Origin of the sequence: Shewanella putrefaciens (assembly GCF_016406305.1) — a bacterium.
GTDB classification, from domain to species: domain Bacteria; phylum Pseudomonadota; class Gammaproteobacteria; order Enterobacterales; family Shewanellaceae; genus Shewanella; species Shewanella putrefaciens_C.
Map to the genome: position 1 here is coordinate 2667991 of NZ_CP066369.1, position 19754 is coordinate 2687744.

At 46.3% G+C, this 19754-nt stretch carries 18 protein-coding genes and 1 riboswitch; of the genes, 7 read left to right on the top strand and 11 right to left on the bottom strand.

Annotated elements, in window-relative coordinates:
- Positions 1-77 precede the first annotated feature (77 nt).
- A complete protein-coding gene (locus JFT56_RS11550) occupies positions 78-2267 on the bottom strand; it encodes a TonB-dependent receptor (protein WP_198780250.1) in 2190 nt (729 codons plus the stop codon).
- 54 nt (positions 2268-2321) lie between these two features.
- Positions 2322-2446: riboswitch (TPP riboswitch) on the bottom strand.
- A 210-nt stretch (positions 2447-2656) separates the two neighbouring features.
- Between JFT56_RS11550 and JFT56_RS11555 the strand changes: the two genes are divergently transcribed.
- The gene (locus JFT56_RS11555) at positions 2657-3337 is read left to right on the top strand and encodes a Crp/Fnr family transcriptional regulator (protein ID WP_198780251.1); all 681 of its coding nucleotides are present in this window, start codon (positions 2657-2659) and stop codon (positions 3335-3337) included.
- 67 nt (positions 3338-3404) lie between these two features.
- On the opposite strand, the gene tsgA is transcribed toward JFT56_RS11555, so the two are convergent.
- The 6 genes from tsgA to hinT all read right to left on the bottom strand — a co-directional run bounded on the left by tsgA (position 3405) and on the right by hinT (position 7462).
- On the bottom strand, positions 3405-4580 hold the full coding sequence (gene tsgA / locus JFT56_RS11560; protein WP_198780252.1) for an MFS transporter TsgA: 1176 nt from the start codon (positions 4578-4580) through the stop codon (positions 3405-3407).
- A 50-nt stretch (positions 4581-4630) separates the two neighbouring features.
- Positions 4631-5335, bottom strand: coding sequence for a purine-nucleoside phosphorylase (gene deoD, locus JFT56_RS11565; RefSeq protein WP_198780253.1), 705 nt, complete (start codon positions 5333-5335; stop codon positions 4631-4633).
- Positions 5336-5655: 320 nt separating this feature from the next.
- Positions 5656-6051, bottom strand: a complete 396-nt coding sequence (locus JFT56_RS11570) for a YcfL family protein (protein WP_198780254.1) — start codon at positions 6049-6051, stop codon at positions 5656-5658.
- A gap of 13 nt (positions 6052-6064) precedes the next feature.
- Positions 6065-6595 carry a PaaI family thioesterase gene (locus JFT56_RS11575; RefSeq protein WP_233095512.1) on the bottom strand — a complete coding sequence of 177 codons (531 nt, stop codon included), beginning with the start codon at positions 6593-6595 and terminating at the stop codon, positions 6065-6067.
- A complete protein-coding gene (locus tag JFT56_RS11580; RefSeq protein WP_198780255.1) occupies positions 6582-7109 on the bottom strand; it encodes a PaaI family thioesterase in 528 nt (175 codons plus the stop codon). Before JFT56_RS11580 ends, JFT56_RS11575 begins: the two co-directional genes overlap by 14 nt.
- A complete protein-coding gene (hinT, locus tag JFT56_RS11585; RefSeq protein WP_007649030.1) occupies positions 7106-7462 on the bottom strand; it encodes a purine nucleoside phosphoramidase in 357 nt (118 codons plus the stop codon). Before hinT ends, JFT56_RS11580 begins: the two co-directional genes overlap by 4 nt.
- Positions 7463-7607: 145 nt before the next feature.
- Here hinT and JFT56_RS11590 point away from each other — a divergent pair, with 145 nt between their 5' ends.
- Entirely contained in the window at positions 7608-9374 is a 1767-nt protein-coding gene (locus tag JFT56_RS11590) for a M61 family metallopeptidase (RefSeq protein ID WP_198780256.1), read from the top strand.
- Positions 9375-9474: 100 nt separating this feature from the next.
- On the opposite strand, the gene JFT56_RS11595 is transcribed toward JFT56_RS11590, so the two are convergent.
- A complete protein-coding gene (locus JFT56_RS11595) occupies positions 9475-10110 on the bottom strand; it encodes a LuxR C-terminal-related transcriptional regulator (protein ID WP_198780257.1) in 636 nt (211 codons plus the stop codon).
- 302 nt (positions 10111-10412) lie between these two features.
- Here JFT56_RS11595 and JFT56_RS11600 point away from each other — a divergent pair, with 302 nt between their 5' ends.
- Positions 10413-11159: a cytochrome b/b6 domain-containing protein gene (locus JFT56_RS11600; protein ID WP_198780258.1), complete on the top strand. Its 747-nt coding sequence runs from the start codon at positions 10413-10415 to the stop codon at positions 11157-11159.
- Positions 11160-11291: 132 nt separating this feature from the next.
- On the opposite strand, the gene cctA is transcribed toward JFT56_RS11600, so the two are convergent.
- A complete protein-coding gene (cctA, locus tag JFT56_RS11605; protein ID WP_198780259.1) occupies positions 11292-11642 on the bottom strand; it encodes a tetraheme c-type cytochrome CctA in 351 nt (116 codons plus the stop codon).
- Positions 11643-12070: 428 nt separating this feature from the next.
- Here cctA and JFT56_RS11610 point away from each other — a divergent pair, with 428 nt between their 5' ends.
- From JFT56_RS11610 to JFT56_RS11625, 4 genes are all read left to right on the top strand, one after another.
- Positions 12071-12397 carry a cytoplasmic protein gene (locus JFT56_RS11610; RefSeq protein ID WP_198780260.1) on the top strand — a complete coding sequence of 109 codons (327 nt, stop codon included), beginning with the start codon at positions 12071-12073 and terminating at the stop codon, positions 12395-12397.
- Positions 12398-12516: 119 nt separating this feature from the next.
- Positions 12517-13266, top strand: a complete 750-nt coding sequence (locus JFT56_RS11615; protein WP_198780261.1) for a sulfite exporter TauE/SafE family protein — start codon at positions 12517-12519, stop codon at positions 13264-13266.
- Positions 13267-13391: 125 nt separating this feature from the next.
- On the top strand, positions 13392-14603 hold the full coding sequence (locus tag JFT56_RS11620) for a PQQ-dependent sugar dehydrogenase (protein ID WP_198780262.1): 1212 nt from the start codon (positions 13392-13394) through the stop codon (positions 14601-14603).
- Between the two features lie 68 nt (positions 14604-14671).
- Positions 14672-15106 carry a GNAT family N-acetyltransferase gene (locus JFT56_RS11625; protein WP_198780263.1) on the top strand — a complete coding sequence of 145 codons (435 nt, stop codon included), beginning with the start codon at positions 14672-14674 and terminating at the stop codon, positions 15104-15106.
- Positions 15107-15221: 115 nt separating this feature from the next.
- On the opposite strand, the gene JFT56_RS11630 is transcribed toward JFT56_RS11625, so the two are convergent.
- Together JFT56_RS11630 and JFT56_RS11635 are read right to left on the bottom strand one after the other, a co-directional pair.
- Positions 15222-18317, bottom strand: a complete 3096-nt coding sequence (locus JFT56_RS11630) for an efflux RND transporter permease subunit (protein ID WP_198780264.1) — start codon at positions 18315-18317, stop codon at positions 15222-15224.
- Entirely contained in the window at positions 18314-19396 is a 1083-nt protein-coding gene (locus tag JFT56_RS11635; protein ID WP_198780265.1) for an efflux RND transporter periplasmic adaptor subunit, read from the bottom strand. The genes JFT56_RS11630 and JFT56_RS11635 overlap by 4 nt, the downstream gene beginning before the upstream one ends.
- Positions 19397-19754 lie beyond the last annotated feature (358 nt).

A 19754-nucleotide genomic window follows, 5' to 3' on the forward strand; every position in this document is an offset into this window, starting at 1 on the left:
TTCCTTAAATTGTTCAAGATTGTTATTCAACATTGGCGCTGTGGCACATAGCACCACAGCGCAGGTAATTGTTGCGATTACATAAACTTAACGTTAACAGTCACGCCGAGTTGGCGGGGATCGCCATAACGGATGTATTGCTTTTCCGCCCAGCCATTATCGGGCTCGTTACCAAAATAGAAGCCACGCACACCGTATTGCTCGTCGAATAAGTTACGGCCCCAGAGGTAAGCGGACCACGCACTGGCCTCATAACCCACGCGGGCATTGACTATTGTGTAGGGTTCGGAGCGGGAATCATTGCTATCAGAGTAATAGAATTCACTCTTACCGCTGAGGTTAAGGTTAGCAAACCAACCCGAGTTCCCCCGGAAAGTCCCACCTAGGCTGTAGGTAAAATGGGGCGAATGGGCTAAGTCTCGACCGGTGAGATCCACCTCTGTGCCGTATTTATCCTGATACTGATAGTCACCGTAGGCGGTTTCTAGCCAGCCTAGGCTAGAGTAAAGCTGCAGATTGTCGGTGGCATACCAAGTCGCATCCAGTTCCGCCCCATAATTATTCGAGCTACCAGCATTTTCGGTATAGAGGATAAAGCGCTGCGGTTTATCTGGGTCTTGCTGGGAAGCCGCCACCTGTTGATCTTGTCTGTCCATATAAAACAGCGCGAGATTCGTATCGATTAGCCCTTCTAGCCAACGGGATTTCAGACCAATTTCGTAGTTATATAAAGTCTCAGTATCAAACTCTTTCTTATCGTTGAGCTCGACGGGTAAGGTCATGTTAAAACCACCCGCCTTATAGCCACGGGCCACCCTAACGTACGCATTGTGGGAGTCGCTTAGCATTTTACTCAGCGCAATATGGCCACCCCACATGGTTTCGCTCGGGTCAAAGTTATCCTGATTGGTATCCGAGTAATGGCTATTGCGCTGCTCTACACGCAAGCCCACGGACAAAGCGTAATCCGAGCCAAGATCCGTATCGAGCTGACCAAAAAGCGCATAATTAGTCGCCTCATACTCTGAGTCTAAAACCTCATCTGGCCAAGCGTTATACTCGGAATACAATTGGTTATCTTCTTTCAAATTCATGGCATACACGCCAATGAGCCAGTCTGTGCTCTGTGCAAAAATACGGCCTTGTTCGGTCGAACTTAAACGAAATTCTTGGGATAGGGTCTTGCGCTGGCCGGTTTTGTCCCAAAAATAATCGTACTGACAGGGGGCAACGCTGCCTTCATCTTCACATTGTTTAGAGGCCCAATACTCTGGATTGGCCCAATCGCCATCGTAACTGTAATGGTGATCGGTATCCGCAAAGGAGGTTAACGAGGTCAGCTCGACGTTTTCTGCGCCAGAATAGGTCACTTTAAAGCCTGCACCTGTGGTGCGTTGGCTATCGACACCGGGCTCATCCGAGAGGGTTTCTTTGGGATTATTCGTTAAACTCCACACATCATAGCCATTATCAAAATCGGCGTGTAGCAGGGTTAAATCCAATTGCAGATCGTCAGTCGCGTACCAACGCAGCTTAGCACGGCCGGTAAATTCATCGCGGGCGTTAGTGTCATCACGCTCTAGGTACAGATTATCGCGGTAACCATTTTGTTGGTGTTGCTGCAAAGAGACTCGGTACAGCAGCTTGCCTGAATCCGTTAATGGGCCCGAGCTATAACCGCTAAAGGTACGTAAATCATCGTCCCCGAGGGACACTTCACCGCCGTGTTCGAATACATCGGTTGGGTCGTTACTCTTTAAGTAAATCAACCCCGCTAAGGCATTGGCGCCATAACGTGTCCCCTGCGGGCCACGTAACACTTCGACTTGCTGAAGATCGTACATGCTCGACACCATGCCGATACCCGATAAATCGATATCATCTATGATGTAACCCACGGATGAATTAGGTGCGCCTTGATATTGTTCCTGCTCGCCGACTCCGCGTATTTGAAAATACTTAGGCCTAGAACTCCCACCAGACCAGTTAACGTTTGCAATAGAATTAAGCACATCTTCGAAATGCTGGGCGCTTTCATCCTGGATCTGCTGGGCATCGATCACCGTAACGCTTGAGGGCATTTTCTCTAAACTGGCACTGCGAAAATCCGCCGTCACCACCATGACTTCCATCTCAGTGGTAGGTTCAGGTTTATCGATAGCATCGGTTTGGGCGAATGCGGATGTGCTAAGGGCGGCGGTAATGGCTAATGCCAAGGGCGCTCTCATGAATGGTCGGGTGGAAATTGGATTTTTACTGTTAAACATAGGACCTCAAATATCTAGTTTGAGATCCGGCAACGAATAAGCGATTCAGAAGTGTGCTGTTGATTGGCCCATTCCTACGCCGGTATTAGCCGGATCAGGTTCTAAGGGTTCGTCGGAAGACATCTCAGTCTGCAGTACTGATTAAAGTAAACTCGCTGCAAACACCCCTTGGCGGGCCCCAGTATACATGACGAATATAAAAAAGAGGACATACTTATCTGATATTCCCTTAAATTACTCCATGGGGTTAACTGTGAGCTAAGCATAAAGTGAATACCTATTTGTTATCGTCTAATTCCTTTCACCCATTTGACCGTCTAGCATGATAATGCTATAGAAGGTCGCCATTTCGAACCCTGATTTCAAGCACTGTAAGAGGATCATAGTCGATGCAGCTCAAACCTTTATCGAAAGGACGTTATAGCCAGCGATGGGAGCAGGACTATCCACTTATTGAAGCGGTTGTACTCAGTTGTGTCAGCGAAATAAAAATGCTCAAAAAAGGCGCTCACCTTATGACACAGGGGGAAGCGATGCCCTCACTGGTATTAGTGAAGCAAGGTCGAGTATCGCTCGGCCATACCGCAAGAAATGGTCGGTGTTTTCAATTAGGGACTATTGATTGTGATTCACAACTGTTTGGTGAAATGGAGTTCTTTACCCAGTACCACTGCCAACTAGACATTATTGCCAATGAACCCTTAGAAATCAGGCTGATTAGCGCTGAAAAACTGCAACATTGCCTCGGTCAACACCCTCAACTCGCGCTATTTTTCGCCAGTGCCATTGCGATTGACTACCAAGACACTGTCGATATTTTTACACGGCGATTGCTCTACCCCATCAGTTATAACGTGGCATTTGATATTTACCATGAATACTTAAATGACTTGCCCGTAGATGGCTTTAGTAAACGCTATTTAGAGGCTGAACGATTTGGCACGACCGACCGAGTCTACCGACGGGCGCTACAAAATCTTGAGGAACGAGGCTTAATTGAGCGGAAAAAAGATGGCATTCGGATTTGTGATCTCAACGCACTCAAGGAGTTTGTTGAAGCTGGCGTATAACCACTTTCGGCATAACCCACACTCGGCGTCATGAAATCAGCGAGTGTGGGGTTTATTCACAGGTAAATTAATTTACCGATAACGAGTGTTGTGCAATAGAAGGTTTCATTCGGCTTGAAACCATCAATAGCATAAATATCACCGCATAAAGCACAGGAATAACATACATCACGGTTTGCAATCCGATAATACGCTCAAAGAAAGAACTGATCGCTGGACTAAACATCGCCCCGGCACTGCCACTAATAAGAATATATGACACATTTTTGCTGCTGGCTTTTTTTACAAAAGACACGCCATAGGCAATAAAAGCATTATAAAGCGCGGCACACACAAAACCATAACCATAGGTTAAATAGGCTATCCAATTAAGGTTATCTGTGCTCACAATCGCTGCGGTGATCACCATAGCTAAGGCAATAATGCCAACTAAAAAATGGTGGATTTTTACACGCGTCACAATCACAGTCGAAATTAATGCACCAATTAACGCAGCCGACCAATACTGGGTAATAATATTACCGGCCTCTTCAAACGGAATATCAAATTTCTGTTTTACAAATAAAGGTGCCCAAGTTAAAAAAGTGTATAGCGCGAGCATTCCTAAAAATAACCCAACACCACCACTAATAATGCCAAGGTTCCATTCAGATTGTTGCTTCTCTTCTATTGTAGAAGACTGCTCGCAAATAGAGAAATGAGTGAACAAGGTAATAATGACGGTAGAGAAGGCCACTAAACCTACGGCTAAATAGCTATAACTCCATGATAATGAACTTGTTAATGCATAAGTCGTTATCAAGGGAAAAACAACGCCTGCAATATTAAACGTTGCATCTTGCACCACTAACATTGTGCTTTGTAATTTTTCTTGCCACACAGAGACCACTATCGTGCCCGCAATACACAGACCAATACCGCCACAAAAACCAATTAAGGTCATGGCGACCATCACAACTTGTAGGGAACTGGTTAAATGTAAAGCCAGAGCAGAAAGAGCAACTAAGCTGTAACTTATCAAGGTTATTCTTTTGATGCCTAATTTTTCAATAAAGAAAAATGCCGCAATCGTCCCCGCGAGTGCACCGCCATTAAGTAATGAAAATATGGAGGCAACGTCGTTAACATTAGCGGAAAATTTCTCCGCTATGGGCTCAATCAACATTCCAAATTGGGTCGCAAAGCCCGCCATAATAAAATTAGCGAGAAAACTGATAGCGGTTAAAGTAATTTTATTCTTCATTATGTCATTCCATAAGTGAAATGCTAAGGGTTCAAAGGGTGGCTTTAAACCTAATTGAGGGCGGTTTCTAACGCGAGCTCGATCATATTATTAAAGGAGAGTTGGCGTTCTTCAGCCGTTGTTTCTTCACCGGTTAAACAATGGTCCGATACTGTTAAAATGGCTAATGATTCGATACCTTGTTGGTGTGACAAACCGTAAAGCCCCGCCACTTCCATATCAATGCCTAACACCCCAAAACGTTCAAGTGCGGGGATCATATCTTCATCGGGATCGTAATACAGATCACCGCTAAAGATATTGCCAACTTTCACGCTAATGCCCTTCTCATTCGCTTTGGTATAAGCTTTGTGCAATAAAGAAAAGGTCGCAGAAGTCGCCATTTGGTAGCCGCTACTACGCTTAGCGTTAGTGGGTGAGTCCGTACCTGCGGCTTGGGCTAAAATAACATCCCGCATTTGTATATGCTTTTGGGTTGCCCCTAAACTGCCGATACGAATAATGCGTTTCACGCCAAAATAATTAATCAGCTCATGGCCATAGAGCACCATTGATGAAATGCCCATACCATGGCCCATAACGGAAATCCGTTGTCCTTGGTAAAAGCCCGTGTAACCTAGCATATTACGAACATTCGTCACTTCTACAGCGTCGGTGAGATAGGTTTGGGCGATATATTTAGCACGCAGTGGATCACCCGGCATAATAACAGTTTCAGCAAAATCAGTAGGTTGAGCATTAATATGAGCAGTCATCTTTCTATCCCCATGTTGTAATATGCTGATAGTAGTGCTCAATCACTGAATATATTTAGGACTAAAGTCCGGATTTCACCCTGCCGTAAACCTTTTTGCTTAAAAATGGGTAAATTATCGCAACTTTCCACTTCCAACTTTCAATCGCAAAAAGGCAAAATCGAATAAGATGTGAATGAACTTAAGATATCGAAGGTGGATATAACACAATAAAAAGGCTTACTCTTTTTAAGGAGCAAGCCTTTTTACAACGGATTTAATATCAAACCATTCATTATACCAATCGTATTAAGCCTGAAATCTGCTACACAAATGCAAGCTTAATAGGAAAAGGTTTCACGCACATACACATCAAATTTTACCGCTTGGGCATTAGGAGCAACGGCAGACACTTGCAATTGCTGTTTGCCGTGGAGCTTCACCGATTTCCAACTATTGGCCTCATCTTCGATAGTAAAACCACTGGCATCGTACCAAGTGAATTTATATTGCACACGCATATCGCTAGAGGACTTACTGACTATCAGCGCAGAGCCTTGAATTAAATCCCCCACCCGGCGGGCATCGACACTTTCAAGGCCGATATCTTGGGCAAAACTATTACTGTCGATACGGGTTTCGCCCAGTGAGCTTACGGAAATCCCCGCCGTATCTGAGGCGCAGCCACCAAGGGTCAGTGCTGCGGCCAGTATCAATCCGGTATAGATGTGTTTCATCTCATTTCCCTCTTTAATCAATCAGAAAGTGTGCCCTTGCCGTGGCAATCAATTGCTTACGGTTGGTCTGCCAACAATCGATATTGACGTTGGCGACCCGTCGCCCCTGACGAGTGATACGGCATTCGGCAAAGCTGTCCTTATGCAGGCCCGCGCGCAGATAATCGATAGAAAAATCGACGACTTTAGGCACTTTTGCCGTTTGCATAAACACCATTAACTGCACTATTGCCGACATTTCCATAAAGCCCGCGATCACGCCACCGTGAATGGCGGGTAAGACAGGGTTACCTATATTGTCATCTTTAGCTGGCAGTTTAAAAATTAATTCGTCACCAAAACGCTCAACCCGCATCCCGATAAACTTAGCGTAAGGAACGTGCTCGAGTAAGTGCCCAAAATCATTGAGCTCGGTTGCCCGCTTGACAATGCTTTGCACATCGAGGGGCGTTTTACTTTCGGTAGCAGTATTGGCAAGGTTGGCATTCGTGTCTGGGCTTGAGCATATTGGCGCGGCCCCAGCAAGGTGTTTATTTGAGTTCATCAGCGTCTCCCTGTGCTGGCACAGCTTCTCCCATCAATGCTTGCCGAAAGGCATCACCGACCATTTCAGGGCTAATTCGCATAAATGATCCCACGGCATGGGCGATAGGGTCGTCAATACTGTCCTGATAGGCAATGGCGCGGGTAAAAGCGATGTTGGATGACAGCTTATAGCACTCAGCAAAACCATACACTGGCTTATGGGGCTGCGCTGGCTTCATATAATCCACCCGTAAATCTAAGGTGGGTGAGATCTCTAATGATTGATATTTTTGATAAATGGCACTCACCACCGCACTGCCACAGGCGGTATCCATCAAGGTCGTGATCACGCCGCCGTGGATAACGCCAGTATCGGGATAACCAATTAATTCAGTGCTGTAGGGTAATTCAATCAACACATGGTGCTCACTCGCCTCGAGTACCTTTAAACCAAGGCGACGGCACTGGGCTAATTGGTCCACAAACCGCTGTGCCATCTGAGTCAGCGGGAAAAACTCCGGATTTAATTTCATCGACCTTGGCTCAACATGGGTCCCAACGGCTCTCCGCCCACGAGGTGAATATGGATATGGTACACTTCCTGTCCGCCATGTTGATTACAGTTCATGATCAATCGATAACCGTCTTTCGCAATGCCCGCTTCGGCAGCCAACTTAGCCGCAACCGTCATCATTCGGCCAAGTGCGGGTTCATCCGAGGCTTTCATCTCGTTTGCCGTCGGAATTAAATGATTCGGTACGATCAAAATATGGGTCGGTGCCTTAGGGGAGATATCTCTAAAGGCGGTGACGAGATCATCTTGATACAGGATATCGGCTGGAATTTCGCGGCGAATAATTTTGCTGAAAATCGTTTCTTCGGCCATGGGGGATCCTCCTTGGGTTAGTTGGCATAGTATACTAGCAATTCAACGCTTTGTGTCTCCAGATATTTAGTGTTGCATTTGCTAGTTGTCGGTATTTTTGGCAGCATGACGCCCATTAGCATTCCTCAGTTTTGCAGGATAAATTATGATCCATTACCAGATAACCCCTATCGATCCGAAAGCCCATTTATTTGCCGTCACTATGACGGTATCTAAGCCCAAGGCAGTACAAGTATTCAGCCTCCCCGCTTGGTTACCCGGCAGTTATATGGTGCGCGATTTTGCCAAAAATATTATCGAACTCACGGCAAAAGACGAAACAGGCCAAACGCTTAAGCTTAAACAGCTCGATAAACAGACCTGGTCGATTGACAATAACAGCAGCGAAATCATCCTGAGTTATCAAATCTACGCTTGGGATCTCTCGGTGCGAACCGCCCACTTAGACATGACCCACGGTTTCTTTAACGGCAGCAGTGTGTTTTTAGCCGCCCAGGGATTTGAAGACACTTTACATACTGTCACTATGTCGCCGCCAACAGAGTCAACATTGAGCGAATGGCGCCTTGCCACCAGCATGACGCGCACCAGTGGAGATGATTTCGCCTTCGGCCAATTTTGCGCCGAAAACTATGATGATTTAATCGATCATCCCGTGGAAATGGGGTTATTCACCTTAGGAAGTTTCGATGCCTGTGGTGTGCGGCACGATATCGTACTCAATGGTCGCCACCGCGCGTGTATGCCAAGGCTTTGCCAAGATTTAAAGGCCATTTGTGAGTATCAGATTAACTTCTTTGGTACGCCCGCGCCGTTCAAACGTTATGTGTTTATGACCACGGTATTAGACAATGGCTTTGGCGGCCTCGAACACAGGGCATCGACCGCGCTTATGTGCTCACGCAAGGATCTGCCCCTTTCGATGGATGCCCCCATCAATAACGACTACCGCACCTATTTATCCCTATGTAGCCACGAATATTTCCATAGCTGGAATGTTAAACGCATTAAGCCTGAATGCTTTTTACCCTATAAACTTGAGGCCGAAACCTATACGCCTCAGCTTTGGGCCTATGAAGGCATCACCTCCTATTACGATGATTTTCTCACCTACCGTGCGGGACTCGTCGATGAGCAAAGCTATTTAGATATGCTCAGCGAAACCTTTACCCGGGTTTATCGAAGCCCTGGGCGGTTCAAGCAAAGTGTAAAAGATTCAAGCTTTAATGCTTGGACTAAGTTCTATAAACAGGATGAAAACGCCCAAAATGCCATCATCAGTTATTACACCAAAGGTGCCCTGTTTGCGTTGTATTTAGATCTCACATTAAGAAGTGAAACCCAAGGTAAATACAGCCTAGATACTGTGATGAACATTCTATGGCAGGAATACGCCCTGCAAAATCGTTGCACCACAGATGATTGCCATCAAAGGATTGTTGAGCGCTTACTCGGCCGTGATTGCCAAGACCTGTTCAGCTACTTAGACAATACCGACGATATTCCACTCGCCCCACTGCTGGCCGAATTTGGCGTCGATTTTACCCTTCGCCCCAGCCAAGGCGCCCAGGATGTTGGCGGTAATCAATCTAAGGGCTACGACATTGCCTTTGGCGCAAAAATCCAAGCAGCACCTATAGGATTAAAAATCGTGACAGTCACCCAAGGCAGTCCCGCCCATCTTGCAGGATTAAGCGCGGGGGATATATTGATCGCAGCGGATAATCTGCAAGTGACAGGGCAATTTGAGGCGCAGCTGCAACAGTATCCACTCGGAGAACGCGTGCCATTGCACTGGTTTAGACGGGATGAATTAATGACCGGTGAATTGATTATCGCAGCGGCCCCTAAGGATACCGTCGCATTGTCTATCACCAATAAGGATAAGCTTATTGCCTGGCTTGGCCGCTAAAAAATATGTGATTTAGACAAAAGGGGCATTACCCCTTTTGTCTAATGTAAAACACCTAGCGATAAGGCATCAACGACTCTGATTACACAACATAGTGTCGTTAAACAACCACATCGTGCAGATAGGTCTGGGCCCATGCAATAGCTTGACCGCGGCTGGACACGCCAATCTTGCGAAACACCCGGTATAAATGGGTTTTAATCGTGCTTTCACTGACAAATAGCTGATTGGCAATATCAAGATTAGTGCTACCCGACAATAGGGCCTGTAACACCTCACGTTCACGGATAGTCAAAGGTTCTGTATCTTCAAACAGCCCAAAGTCATCATTCACTCCGTTCGCGAGCTGAGGAGGGATAACCCTATGACCACGCAGAATATTAGAAAGGCCTAGGCTAATTTCCGTTAACCCAGCATCGAGATAAAACACTCCTGCAGTTGTTGCAGCCTGCATTAAAAACCGCGCATCCACCAGTTTCGGGAACTGAATATACACCACCCGTACACTCGGGTGTTCACGGGCAAGCAATCGTTGGAATTGATAGGCTTTTTGTAAATCGACCGTGGCGAGATCAATCACCACCAGAGAAGCTTGATTATCTTTGATATGCTCACACATGCCATCGGGATTGATGTGTGATAACTTCACAAGAAATTCCTGTGGCCAACGTCCTGCGAGTAACTCCATTAGAAGTTGTGATCTTGACACTACAATCCAATGTAATATTTTGAACATCCTGCTCACTCCCTGTCTGGTTAACGCTTATTTATTTTGAGAATTCAACCTACTCTCAATACCACTTCAACATCCGTTCAATAGACCTCCGAGTCTACTGGCTTACGATATTAGCATTAGATAAAAAAGATTCAAAAGACTTACTAAAAAAATATTTACCGTACGCAAATCAGTAGCTTCTACAACTTTCAACTTCATCACTCTCAACCAGAAGTCTGAATTTAACCTTAAAAAAAGACTGTGTTTTGAAGAGAAAGGCGTAAAATCATCTCGAACCCATTAGAAACCTTTAAGGAAGTGCGATGTCTAGTAACAACCCCACCCCCCTTGAGATAAAATCTTATGCAGTATGGGACAAACCCACACGATTATTCCATTGGATCAACGTCATTCTGGTACTCACGCTCACCTTAGTCGGTGGCATCATGATGTATCGAACTGAATTAGGCATAACAGAACTATCGGGCAAAATCGGCTTAAAAACCTTACATGTTTATATCGGCTATGGCTTTGCGTTAAACCTAGTCGTACGCCTTGTCTGGGGTTTTGTCGGCAACAAATATGCCCGTTTCAACCATATGTTTCCCAATGCCAACAGCAAAAGCGAATTACAGGCTTACCAAGCAGAGCTAGCGGCTGGGAAATCTCCGCAGTACTTAGGCCATAATCCGAAAGGAAAATTTGCCGTATTAGCCATTATGCTGTTATTAGTTGTCATCATGCTAACGGGATTGTTTCGCGCAGGAACCGATATTTACTCCCCTCCACTGGGCAGTACCATCCAAAGCTATCTTGCCGACACCAATACCGAGCCTGCAAACTTAAAGCCCTATGATGAAACTGGCGTCAACGCTGAAAAGGCCAGTGCAATTAAACCCATAAAAGGTTTAGCGGGTAAAATCCACGTCTATGGCGTTTATCTACTCTTGTTACTGATTTTATTGCATTTATCCGCGGTAATTTATACCGAAGTTAAACGCCAACCTGGGATTATTTCCGCCATGTTTTCCGGGAAGAAAATGATCCAAGGCCAACCTAAGGATAACTAACAGTAACTAAGGATGACTTAAGTCATCCTTAGTTTAAAAAAACGCCAGCGATTTGCTGGCGTTTTTTTTATTTAGATTTGTAGGTGTTACCTAGCAGTACTAAACATTATTTTTCCGAACTATTATTCAGAATTATTTTTTCAGAACAGAGTCAGATGTACGACCATCGTCATGGCAAGTTTCGCAGGTCGGCTTTTGACCTACGTTCATATCATGTACCGCATGGCAGTCAGCACAAACTAAATTGCCATCATGTGGCTTATGCACCGCATCCATTTCAGAAAGCTTACCGTGACAGTCTTGACACTGGGCAAACTCAAACGCACCATCGGATGAAGGCGTACCATCCTTATGACAGCTTTCACAACCACCTGACTCAGCGTGGAAATCAGATAATTTTTGATCTGCTGCGAATGCGGTTGGCGACAGCGCTAACGCTGCGAGACTTGCCCCGAAAAGCGCACTTAATAGTTTTTTGCTCACAATTGTATCCTCCAATGGCGATTGTCAGTGGAAATTCTTGTCAGGGTGACTTCCATCTCGCAACCTAAAGTAAATAGCACGACTCGATTTAACTTAGCTAAGGATCGAACAATAAGCAACCTTAGTCTAAGCAAAGGTAACTTTACCAATATACTCAAGGGTAAAATGTGCGCTGTATCATGTAACCACATGCTTATATAAGAGTTTTACATTCATACAACCCTAAGATTACATGGTAATATGCCCTAGCCTAATAGACAAAAAAAGAAAAGCCCTAAATAAAAAAGGGGTTGGAAACCTAGGATTTATGGGATAAGACTGAGCCCCAGCGGGGTACACAGGTAAATAATCTTCGCTATTGAAAATAAGCTCCCATCACTACCATAGCGCCAATGCATTCGCCGAAACCCAATTCAGAGATCGCCAAAATGATGCTTAAAAATCTGCTTGAAACCCTCAAAACCCTCCATCACATCAACAGTCAAGATGAGTTTGCCGCGTTACTGGCGAGGGATAACGAGCTTATGCAACAAGTTAAAACAGCAGATTCTAAACATTGGGTGCATTTTACTAAACAAACCTTCGATGGTTGGTATTGTGTGCCAACGCCACAACAGACCACCTTCCATGTTTATTATCAAGAACGGGGGCAGAACTGCTGGGGCGAGGATGTTTTTAGTGACCAAAGTGAAGCCATTGCCGCCGCTATTTTTATGTCTGGTCTCTGGGATAGTGAATACAATCCAGTACCTTAGGCCCCTATGCCCACTACAGTCACAGGTTAACAAACGCCACTGTGATATTTATGGGTAACTTTCTACCCATCCTATGATTTTTAACCTTATGATTTTTAAATTTAAAAGGAGTAATAACGATGGATTGGCTGATTATTGCATTTGCGGGCTTACTCGGCGGTATGCTTAATGCGGTAGCGGGAGGAGGCAGTTTTATCACCCTACTCGCCTTAGTTTTTGTCGGCATCCCTCCCCTTGTAGCCAATGCCACAGGCACGGCGGCGCTGCTTCCAGGCTACCTTGCCAGCGCATGGCGCTTTAGAAAAGATATTGAATATCCTGCTAATCTTAGCCTTAAAAACCTCTGTCTCATCGCAGTGGTTGGGGGATGCCTAGGCGCAGCCATATTGCTAAATACCAGTGAACAGCTATTTGCCCATTTAGTCCCTTGGTTGATTTTACTGGCAACAGGCGCTTTTATTGCCGGGCCTTGGCTATTGAGGAAGCGACTCTCTGTTGCAACCGCATCCACCACAGTCCGCCCCCTCTCGGCGGTCATCATACTGACCTTAGTGTGTATTTATGGCGGTTATTTTAATGGCGGCTTAGGGATCATTCTGCTCGCCACTTTAGGCCTAATGGGACAAACCCAATTACATGGGATGAACGGACTTAAAAATTTACTCTCCGCCCTACTCACCACCATAGCCGTTGCCTTGTATGCCACAGGTAACCTAATCGATGCACAATATCTGCTATTGCTCGCCATTATGGCGATAATCGGTGGTTATATTGGTGCCGTAATCGCCTACCGAATTCCCCAATCCCTATTACGAGGTTTTATTGTCTGTGTCGGTTTAGCCATGGCGGTAGGATTTTTTATACGCTAATCATGCACTCTGTTTTGCTTGTGCATGGGTTTTGGGATTCAATTTTTCGCGGATAAATTGCCCTTAAGTAACTGACTTGTTACCCTGAACCCTCATCTTAGACAAAGGTATTGTTAAGGAAAATAATGAAACCGAGTACTTTGAAACAAAGGACCGTCAGACTGAAAACCCTAGGCCTCGCACTGTGTCTACTTGCAAGCTCACCCGCAATTTTCCCCCAAGCCGCTAACGCAAACACTATCAGCACTAAAGCCATCAGCGCCAACACCATCAGCGTTAAAACGCAATCGGGTAATATTCGGGTCAACACTATCGCTGAAGGGTTAGAAAACATCTGGGGCATGGCCTTTTTACCCGACGGCAGCATGTTAGTGACTGAACGAGCAGGAAGAATGCGCATTGTCAGTGCCACCGGGAAAGTGGGTGAACCCTTAGCGGGCTTACCGCCGATCGCGACCAAGGGCCAAGGCGGTTTGCTCGATGTGGTAATTGCGCCGGATTTTGCCACTAGCAAAAAAATCTATTTCAGTTATGCCGAGCCCAGCGAAGGCGATTTAAGCGGTCGCAATAGCACAGCGGTCAGTTTTGCCACGCTCAATGATAACAAACTTGAAAATCTCACCCGTGTATTTAGTCAACAACCTAAAATAAACAGCAACCACCATTTTGGATCTCGTCTCGTGTGGGCGCCGGATGGCAGTTTATTTATCACTCTAGGCGATCGCTACAGCGAAAAAGATAGCGCGCAGACATTGGATAATCATTTAGGCAAAGTCGTGCGTATTCATGCCGATGGCTCAGTGCCTAAGGATAATCCCTTCGTTAATACGCCTGGTGCCCTGCCCGAGATCTGGTCAATTGGCCATCGCAATATGCAGGGCGCAGCCATTAATCCTATTAGCAAAGTATTATGGACTGGTGAGCATGGGCCGCAGGGTGGCGATGAGCTTAATGTTGACCAAGCGGGCAAAAATTATGGCTGGCCGGTGATCACCTACGGTGAAAATTACGGCGGCGGCAAAATAGGCGAAGGCACCCACAAGGTAGGAATGGAGCAACCCGCCTACAAATGGGTTCCCTCAATTGCCACCGCGGGCTTTATATTCTACACGGGCGATAAATTTCCACAGTGGCAAAATAATATTTTACTCGCCAGCTTAAAAGAAAAAACACTCGTACGCTTAGTGCTTGATGGCGACAAGATTATTAAGGAAGAACGCCTGCTGAAAACCGAACTCGGCCAACGCTTGCGCTCAGTCGTGCAAGGGCCAGATGGATTGATTTATCTGATTACCGACGAGGCTAATGCAAAAATCTATCAGTTATCACCACTATAACATCGATGAATAGCACTAAATTCGGAGCAGCCAGCTCACTTCCCTAGATTAATTACTAAGGAATAACGATGAACTTAATTCAGATTAGACAAATCCAGATAGCAGATCTTAAGGTAATCGCAGATTTACTACTGCAGCTTGGATATAGTGCAACGCCAGAACAATTACAAAAATATCTTGGGAAAAGTGATAGAACGGATGAAGTTTATCTCGCCGAGGTTGAGGGGAAGATTCTTGGACTGATAAGCTTAATCTTTTTTGATTATTTCCCTGCACAGCAACAGATTTGCCGTATCACCGCCCTGGTAGTAACTGAGACCTGTAGGGGTTTAGGTGTGGGAACGCAACTGATTAACTTTACCAAAACAAGAGCGAATGAACAGGGTTGTAGCAAACTTGAGGTTACCACTTCCATGCGAAGGGAAAAGACCCAAGCCTACTATGAGGCCATAGGGTTTGAGAAAACCTCTTTTCGCTATATTCAAGAAATCGACCATTGCTGACAACGCATCATCCACAAAAAATAGGCGCTTAAGATGACTTAAGCGCCTATTTTTGTACGGGGTTTACTAGGCTAACATATAGATCCAAACGAGCCTTAATTTACATGAATCGCGATTAATCCTGCGCGAGTTCCTTTTCTAGCTGTTGGGCGATGGCCTCAGGCGAACCACTGTTACGGGCAAAAAGACCGTATGCAGAAGGGATCACAAAAATAGTAAATAGGGTTGCCAGCAAAATTCCCGATAACACCACCACACCAATCACGAAACGGGTTTCTGCGCCCGCCCCCGCAGCCAATACCAAAGGTACGGCGCCAGCGGCTGTGGTGATACCCGTCATTAAAATGGGCCGTAAACGCTGGCAGGAGGCTTGGATAATCGCGCGGTCAAAGTCCACCCCTTTATCCCTAAGTTGGTTAGCAAATTCGACAATTAAAATGCCGTTTTTAGCCGCCAAACCCACGAGCATAATAATACCTATCTGGCTGTAAATATTGAGGCTTTGCCCCGTAAACCACAAGCCAATCAAGGCACCCACAGTCGCCAAGGGCACTGTCAGCATAATCACCATAGGGTGAATATAACTTTCAAACTGCGCGGCTAAGACCAGGAATACCACCCCTAAGGCCAGCAGGAATACAAAGTACATGGAACTGCCCGACTCTTGATAGTCGAGGGATTGCCCCTTGTAACTGATCACAGCTTCTGCTGGCAAATAGGCGCGCGCCAATTGATTCATATAATCAAGGGCTTCACCTAGGCTATAACCATCTGCCAAACTGGCTTCTATGGTGATGGCCCGCATGCGGTTATAACGGTTGAGCGAACTGGCATCGGCAAACTCTTCCACTGTCACTAGGTTAGAGAGAGGAATGAGCTCCTTACTGCGCTCGGAGCGCACATAGATATTTTGCAGATCGGCGGCGGTATTTTGGTTACTGCGCTCACCTTCCACGACCACATCGTACTCTTCACCATCACGCATAAAGGTGGTGACTAAGCGAGATCCCAGCATAGACTCTAAGGTGCGGCCGATATTGGAAATCGACACCCCAAGGCTTGCCGCTCTATCCCGGTCGATTACCACCCGCAGTTGAGGTTTTGTCTCTTTATAATCGTGATCTAATCCGAGCAGTTGTGGGTTTTCCGCCGCTTTTTCCATCATAATATCGCGCCAGAGGGCAAGCTCTTCATAACTTGGGCCACCAATCACAAATTGCACGGGTTTACCCACGCCGCGGCCAAAGGCTTGGCGCATCACAGGGAACGCCTGTACCCCCGCCAAATCAGCGAGGCGCTTGTTTATATCGCCAATCACTTCCTTCATAGGACGGCGCTGTCCCCAATCCTCCAACACGATAATCGCCATACCATTAGAGAAATCGGCGGCGCGGCCAAAGCCACGGGGAGCGCGGATCAACAGCCGTTTGATATCGCCCGAATCCACCAATGGCATCAAGCGGTTTTCCACTTCATTCATATAGGATTCAATATATTCGTAACTCGCGCCCTGTGGTCCATTGACCATCAAGAATAACGAGCCTCTGTCCTCCTGAGGGGCGAATTCCTGTGGCACTTTTTGGGCTAAAAATACACTGCTCCCTAAGGCGCACAATACCAGAATCGACATCAACATTGGCCTTGCCATCGCCCTTTCCAGCGCGCTTTGGTAGCCATTGGACACTCGAGTCATAATGCCATCGACCTTACGTACCAACCATGAGTCCTGCTCGGCGGGTTTCAGTAATTTCGAACACATCATAGGGCTCAAGGTTAGGGCCACAATGCTGGAGAAAATCACCGCGGCGCTCATAGTCACGGCAAACTCTTTAAACAGCTTACCTAAGTCGCCCTCAAGGAAAGTGATCGGCATAAATACCGCCACCAGCACTAAGGTCGTAGCGATAACAGCAAAGGCCACTTCACGGGCACCGAGAAACGCCGCTTTAAGGGGCGAATCCCCCTCTTCAATACGGCGGTGAATATTTTCTAGCATCACAATCGCATCGTCCACCACCATACCGATGGCAAGGATCATCGCTAGCAAAGTCAATAGGTTAATAGTGTAACCAAGGGCATAGAGCACGATAAAAGTACCGAGCAAGGACACAGGTACAGTAATCGCAGGGATCAACATGGCACGCACACTGCCAAGGAAGAGGTAAATCACGATAATCACGAGGATCATGGCCGTGAACAGAGTTTGATACACTTCCTTGATTGAGGCTTCGATAAACACTGAACTGTCATAGCTGCGTTTAATCGACATGCCAGCGGGTAAGGTTGGGTTGATTTTATCGACTAAGGCATTGACCGCACGTGCGACTTCTAAAGTGTTAGCGGTCGATTGCTTCGATACCCCAAGGCCTATCATGGCCTCTTTGTTACCGCGGAACATGATGCGCTCTTCTTCAGAGCCAATTTCCACTTTGGCCACATCGCCCAATTTCACTAAGTAACCGTCTTCCCCTTGGGCAATCACCAGATTAGCGAAATCCTCCGCGGTGCGATAACCGCGCTCTAAGCGCACGGTAAAATGGCGCTCCTTAGACTCTATCGACCCTGCGGGTAATTCGACGTTTTCCGCCCTGAGCGAAGCTTCCACATCCGCCACAGTTAAACTGCGCGAGGCTAAGGCTTGCCTGTCGAGCCAAACCCGCATCGCATAAACCTTGCCACCGCCGATACGGATCATCGACACGCCATCGACAACTGACAGGCGATCAGCTAAATAACGGCGGGTGTAGTCGGTGAGCTCAAGGGTCGTCATCTGATCAGACACTAGGTTGAGCCACATGATCACTTCATCGCCACCATTGGCCTTCTGCACTTCTGGGGGATCGGCTTCCTCCGGCAGATTGTCTAATAGTCCTGAAATTCGGTCACGAACATCGTTGGCCGCATCTTCAATATTACGACTGATATCAAACTCTAAGGTCACCTGTGAGCGACCATCGCTACTCGATGAACTCACATGACGAATACCTTCGACGCCACTGATCCTGTCTTCAATCAACTGGGTAATGCGGCTCTCTACTACCGCAGCGCTGGCGCCGCGGTAGTTAGTTTCAATCGATACAATCGGTGGATCGATATTGGGATATTCCCGCAGGGGCAATTTATCAAACGCGACTAAACCAAAGGCCACCAGCAGCATGCTGATAACAGAGGCGAAAACCGGGCGCTTAACTGAAAGATCTGTCAGGATCATACACTTGGCTCCGCATTGGCATCGGAAAGATAGCTAAACTTTTCAGCCAATTCGGTCTTGACCACATCACCTGGGTGCACTTTAAGTAGGCCGCGGATCACCACGTTTTCGCCAATGTCTATCCCCTCGAGGATTTCCACCCAACCGCGGGTACGAATGCCGATGGTGACCTGCTTACGTTCAACCACATTGTCTTTATTCACGCTGTAGACAAAATGATTATTCTGCAGAGGGATAATCGCCGACTCAGGCAGCATCAAGGCTTCACGGCTACGTTTAATGAGCTTAACCTTCATCAGCATGCCGGGGAGTAAACGCAGTTCCGGATTGGGAATTTCGGCGCGCACTATCACGGCACGGGTCGTTGGGTTGACGCGACTGTCAATGGAAGTCACCACACCCTTAAAGGTAAAATCTGGAAATGCCACAGCTTTAGCTTCAACCAATTTGCCGGGAAGCAGATCTTGAATAAAACGCTCAGGAACCGAAAAATCCAGTTTAATCGTAGAGATATCATCGAGCGTGGTAATTTCAGTACCTGGGGTGACTAAGCTACCCACACTCACTTGGCGTAATCCTAACCGGCCATTAAAAGGCGCTAAAATGCTGCGATCATTAAGGGATGATTGCGCCTGTTCAAGCTCAGCGCGAGTTGTGTCGATCAAGGTTTGCAGGCGATCGCGCTCTAATTCCGCCACAGTGCGGCTGGTGACGAGTGAGCTTATCCGGTTGAATTCCCGTTGATTATCACTCAACTTCACTTGGGCGACTTTCACCTGGGCAATTTGCTCGGCATTTTGCAGTTGTACCAATAAGTCCCCTTTTTTGACTATATCGCCGTCATCAAATTTCAATGAGATCACCACATCGGTAACCTTAGGCGTAATAGTCACTGACTCATAGGCCTTGTTCGTGCCTATGGCTTCAACCTCATCGCGTACGGGTGCCATTGCTGCGGTAGCAATCACCACATTAGGCACAAGTTTGGCTTGGGCCTTAACTTTCCCTTGGGGCTGCATGGCTTGATATCCAAACCACGCCGACGCCAAAATGGCAATTATTATAATAATTTTTTTCATCTGACTTCCAAATGATGAAGACTCGCATTAGTGACGGCTAGTTTACCCACTCGTATCATCACATCAATACGTTTTACTTTTTCTTACAAATTACGACAATAGTGCAAAAAATGTGTAAATCTTTATCTTTAGCACTAAAAATAAGATATGGCATTTGAATACTGCACAATCACGGGATGGGGTAGTGATTAACGCTAGTTATATTAAAATGACCTCATGTTAAAACTAAAGCCACTTAAAAAGTACTGGTATAAAAAGTGAAAAAATGAAAGCGGTGAGCGTTTAGATAAACACCATATTATGGGTCAACGGCCAATAAAAAAGGGCGATAATCGCCCTTTTTTATTCTTGAGATAGG

Coding starts and splice junctions, on each gene's coding strand:
- JFT56_RS11550 (WP_198780250.1), bottom strand. CDS start 2,267: ATGTTTAACAGTAAAAATCCAATTTCCACCCGACCATTCATGAGAGCG.
- JFT56_RS11555 (WP_198780251.1), top strand. CDS start 2,657: ATGCAGCTCAAACCTTTATCGAAAGGACGTTATAGCCAGCGATGGGAG.
- tsgA (WP_198780252.1), bottom strand. CDS start 4,580: ATGAAGAATAAAATTACTTTAACCGCTATCAGTTTTCTCGCTAATTTT.
- deoD (WP_198780253.1), bottom strand. CDS start 5,335: ATGACTGCTCATATTAATGCTCAACCTACTGATTTTGCTGAAACTGTT.
- JFT56_RS11570 (WP_198780254.1), bottom strand. CDS start 6,051: ATGAAACACATCTATACCGGATTGATACTGGCCGCAGCACTGACCCTT.
- JFT56_RS11575 (WP_233095512.1), bottom strand. CDS start 6,595: ATGAACTCAAATAAACACCTTGCTGGGGCCGCGCCAATATGCTCAAGC.
- JFT56_RS11580 (WP_198780255.1), bottom strand. CDS start 7,109: ATGAAATTAAATCCGGAGTTTTTCCCGCTGACTCAGATGGCACAGCGG.
- hinT (WP_007649030.1), bottom strand. CDS start 7,462: ATGGCCGAAGAAACGATTTTCAGCAAAATTATTCGCCGCGAAATTCCA.
- JFT56_RS11590 (WP_198780256.1), top strand. CDS start 7,608: ATGATCCATTACCAGATAACCCCTATCGATCCGAAAGCCCATTTATTT.
- JFT56_RS11595 (WP_198780257.1), bottom strand. CDS start 10,110: ATGTTCAAAATATTACATTGGATTGTAGTGTCAAGATCACAACTTCTA.
- JFT56_RS11600 (WP_198780258.1), top strand. CDS start 10,413: ATGTCTAGTAACAACCCCACCCCCCTTGAGATAAAATCTTATGCAGTA.
- JFT56_RS11610 (WP_198780260.1), top strand. CDS start 12,071: ATGATGCTTAAAAATCTGCTTGAAACCCTCAAAACCCTCCATCACATC.
- JFT56_RS11615 (WP_198780261.1), top strand. CDS start 12,517: ATGGATTGGCTGATTATTGCATTTGCGGGCTTACTCGGCGGTATGCTT.
- JFT56_RS11620 (WP_198780262.1), top strand. CDS start 13,392: ATGAAACCGAGTACTTTGAAACAAAGGACCGTCAGACTGAAAACCCTA.
- JFT56_RS11625 (WP_198780263.1), top strand. CDS start 14,672: ATGAACTTAATTCAGATTAGACAAATCCAGATAGCAGATCTTAAGGTA.
- JFT56_RS11630 (WP_198780264.1), bottom strand. CDS start 18,317: ATGATCCTGACAGATCTTTCAGTTAAGCGCCCGGTTTTCGCCTCTGTT.
- JFT56_RS11635 (WP_198780265.1), bottom strand. CDS start 19,396: ATGAAAAAAATTATTATAATAATTGCCATTTTGGCGTCGGCGTGGTTT.